Here is a 621-nt window from a genome sequence, read left to right on the forward strand (position 1 = left end):
AGCGGGCAGGGCAGCACCACCGTAGACGGCGTGGCGCCGGGTACGCCCACCATCAATCTCAGCAACGGCAGCAGCCTCAGCGGTACCGCCGAGCCGAACAGCACCGTGACCCTCACCGACGGCAGTGGTAACCCGATTGGTGAAGCCACTGCCGACGGCAGCGGCAACTGGACGTTCACCCCAGCCACACCACTGCCCAATGGCACCGTGGTCAATGCGACGGCGAGCGACCCGGCTGGCAACACCAGCCCGGCAGCGACGGTCACCGTCGATTCCAGCGCGCCGGCTGCACCGGTAATCGATCCTAGTAACGGGACGACCATCAGCGGTACTGCCGAAGCGGGTGCTACCGTCACACTCACCAATGGCAGTGGCAACCCGATCGGCCAGGTCACCGCTGACGGCAGCGGCAACTGGAGCTTCACCCCCGGCTCGCCGCTGGCCAACGGCACCGTAATCATCGCCACGGCAACCGACCCGACCGGCAACACCGGTCCGCAGGCCTCCACCACAGTGGATTCGGTAGCCCCGGCGGCTCCAGTGGTCGAGCCCAGCAACGGCACCGTAATCAGCGGCACCGCCGAACCGGGCAGTACATCACCTGACCGACGGCAGCGGCAA

The 621-nt window shown here is 67.3% G+C and carries 1 pseudogene; it reads left to right on the forward strand.

From position 1 onward, the window contains the following. A pseudogene (locus RR51_RS28480) lies at positions 1–621 on the forward strand (Ig-like domain-containing protein); the annotation flags it as partial.

It is taken from the genome of Pseudomonas sp. C5pp (genome assembly GCF_000814065.1).
GTDB classification, from domain to species: Bacteria; Pseudomonadota; Gammaproteobacteria; order Pseudomonadales; family Pseudomonadaceae; genus Aquipseudomonas; species Aquipseudomonas asiatica.